Raw genomic sequence first — 2555 nt, forward strand, 5'->3', positions numbered from 1 at the left:
ACCGCGGGCACCGCCCTGGCGCCGTCCACGGCCGCCGCCGCCCCCCGCCCGGACAGCGTCCAGCAGGGGCTGAACGCGCTGGTCCGCGACGACGGCCTGCCCGCCGCGCTGGCCAGCGTCCAGGGCCGTGACGGCCGCACCCGCACCTACACCGCGGGGGTCGGCGACGTCACCACCCGCGCGAAGGTGCCGGTCGACGGCCAGGTGCGGATCGGCAGCAACACCAAGACGTTCACGGCGGTGGTCGTGCTGCAGCTGGTCGGCGAGGGGAAGATCGGCCTCGACGAGCCCGTCGAGACCTACCTCCCCGGCCTGGTCCGCGGCGACGGCATCGACGGGCGCCACACCACGGTCCGTCAGCTCCTCCAGCACACCAGCGGACTCCCGGACTACGAGGGATACCTCGACGAACCCTCCCTCCAGCACCGGTACTTCGAGCCGCGCGACCTGCTGGACATCGCCTTCCAGCACAAGGCCGACTTCGCCCCGGGGGCGAGCTTCAAGTACAGCAGCACCAACTACGTGCTCGCCGGCCTGGTCGTCCAGAAGGTCACCGGCCGCCCCATCGCCGAGCAGATCGACCAGCGCATCATCAAGCCCCTCGGCCTGCGACACACCTACTACCCCGCCCAGGGCGACCGGACCATCCGCGAGGCCCACCCCCAGGGCTACCGCAAGGACGCGGCCGACGGGCACCTGATCGACTTCACCGAGCTGGACCCCTCCGCGGGCGGGGCGGCGGGCCAGATGATCTCCACCAACTCCGACGTCAACCAGTTCTTCACCGCCCTCCTCGGCGGCCGCCTCCTGCAACCGGCCCAGCTCGCCCAGATGCGCACCACCGTCCCCATCGGCGACAGCGGCGCCGCCTACGGCCTGGGGCTCATCAGCCGGCCGCTGTCCTGCGGCGGCGTCTACTGGGGCCACGGCGGCGACATCCCCGGCTACGAGACCCGGGGCGGGGCGACGGACGACGGCCGCGCCGTCAACATCGCGGTGACCACCGTCCCGCCGGACGCCGCCGGCTCGGAGCACGTCGAGAACGTCGTGGACACGGCCCTGTGCCGCTGACCGAAGTCCGGTGAGGGAGTGGGAAGTCGGCGGGTCCGACTTCCCACTCCGCTTTTCCACTCCGCTCAGGTTCTGTCCCGAGGTGAATCCCCTAGAGCTGGGTGACGCCGCCGTCGACGAGCAGTTCCGCGCCGGTGGTGAAGGAGCTCTGGTCCCCGGCCAGGTAGAGGGCGGTGGCAGCAACCTCCTCGGGTCGGCCGATACGGCCGAGCGGGGTCGTGGCGACGGCCTGGTCGACCTGGGGGTACGCCGCCCGCAGCTCGTCGGCCCCGGGGGTCGCGACCGGGCCCGGGGTGAGGGCGTTGACCCGGATGCCCCGGCCGGCGAGTTCGGTGGCCCAGGTGCGGGCGAGGCTGCGGATCGCGGCCTTGGTGGCGGCGTAGACGCCCAGGCCCGGGACGCCGCGCAGGGCCGCGCTGGAGGAGAGCAGGATCACCGAGGCGCCGGCCGACAGCAGCGGGAGGGCCTTCTGCACGGTGAAGACCGTGCCCTTGAGGTTCACGGAGGTGGTGTGGTCGTACTCCTCCTCGGTGATCTCGCCGAGCAGGCCGAAGTCCCCGAGGCCGGCGTTGGCCACGACGACGTCGAGCCGGCCGCTGCGTTCGGTGATCTCGGCGAAGAGCCGGTCGAGGTCGTCGAGCTTCGACACGTCGCCCCGGATGCCGACACCCCGGCTGCCGACCTGCTCGACGGCGGCCGCCAGCTCGGCTTCGCGGCGCCCGGTGAGGTACACGGTCGCCCCCTCGGCGGCGAAGCGGCGGGCGATGGCCAGGCCGATGCCGGTGGAGGCGCCGGTGACGAGGGCGGTCTTGTTGTCCAGCTGTCCCATGAGATTCTCCGAATCTTGACGTAACTATTCTTGTTACATTTTTGGGCACAAAAAGCGGCGCAGGAAGCGACGCAGGAAGCACTGCCACGGCCGAGGCTAGGCGGCCTTCAGCACGTCGCGCAGCACATCCTCCAGCGTGGTCCCCGCCAACTCCCGGCGGAGGGTGGCCTCGATCCCGCCGTAGACGGCGGCCATCACCGGAGCGATGCCGTGGCCCACGACGCACTCGGGGTCGGGCGTGGCGGGGTGCAGGGCGAAGATCGGTCCCGGCTCCACCGCCTCGTAGACGTCGAGCAGGGTGATCGCCGACAGGTCCCGCGACAGCGTCCAGCCGGCCCCGGCACCCCTTCGCGAGTCGACCAGGCCCGCCTTGCGCAGCTGGGCCAGCAGGCGGCGGATCACCACCGGGTTGGTGTTGACGCTCGTCGCGATCTGCTCGGAAGTGGCGACCTCGTGGCCACGGCGCTGGTACAGCCCGATCCAGGTCAGGGCGTGCGCGGCGACGGTCAACCTACTGTTCGCACTCATGCCGCCCATCACCCCTCTCCATGTCGTAACTGTAATAGTTACATCAGCCTACGACAAGCCCCGGCGGAGTCTAGTTTTTGTTTGTGTGGTGTGGGGGTGGGTAAAGGGGGGGGGTGGGAGGGTTGGT

General features: G+C 71.0%; 3 protein-coding genes. 1 reads left to right on the forward strand and 2 read right to left on the reverse strand.

The features are described from left to right. Positions 1-1071: serine hydrolase domain-containing protein (locus tag ACFV6I_RS06595; protein ID WP_380423766.1), on the forward strand; the 1071-nt coding region annotated here is incomplete at its 5' end. 91 nt (positions 1072-1162) lie between these two features. Here the strand turns inward: ACFV6I_RS06595 and ACFV6I_RS06600 are convergent. Both ACFV6I_RS06600 and ACFV6I_RS06605 read right to left on the reverse strand, forming a co-directional pair. Further along, positions 1163-1900 (reverse strand): SDR family NAD(P)-dependent oxidoreductase, encoded by a 738-nt coding sequence (locus ACFV6I_RS06600; RefSeq protein WP_380368869.1) that lies wholly within the window; start codon positions 1898-1900, stop codon positions 1163-1165. A 96-nt stretch (positions 1901-1996) separates the two neighbouring features. Next, positions 1997-2428, reverse strand: coding sequence for an Rrf2 family transcriptional regulator (locus ACFV6I_RS06605; protein ID WP_380423767.1), 432 nt, complete (start codon positions 2426-2428; stop codon positions 1997-1999). Positions 2429-2555 lie beyond the last annotated feature (127 nt).

The organism is Kitasatospora sp. NPDC059803, from assembly GCF_042732255.1.
Classification (GTDB): Bacteria; Actinomycetota; Actinomycetes; order Streptomycetales; family Streptomycetaceae; genus Kitasatospora.

What these genes read in the sequence shown, in the direction of transcription:
- ACFV6I_RS06600 (WP_380368869.1), bottom strand. Translation starts at nt 1,900, where the DNA reads ATGGGACAGCTGGACAACAAGACCGCCCTCGTCACCGGCGCCTCCACC.
- ACFV6I_RS06605 (WP_380423767.1), bottom strand. Translation starts at nt 2,428, where the DNA reads ATGAGTGCGAACAGTAGGTTGACCGTCGCCGCGCACGCCCTGACCTGG.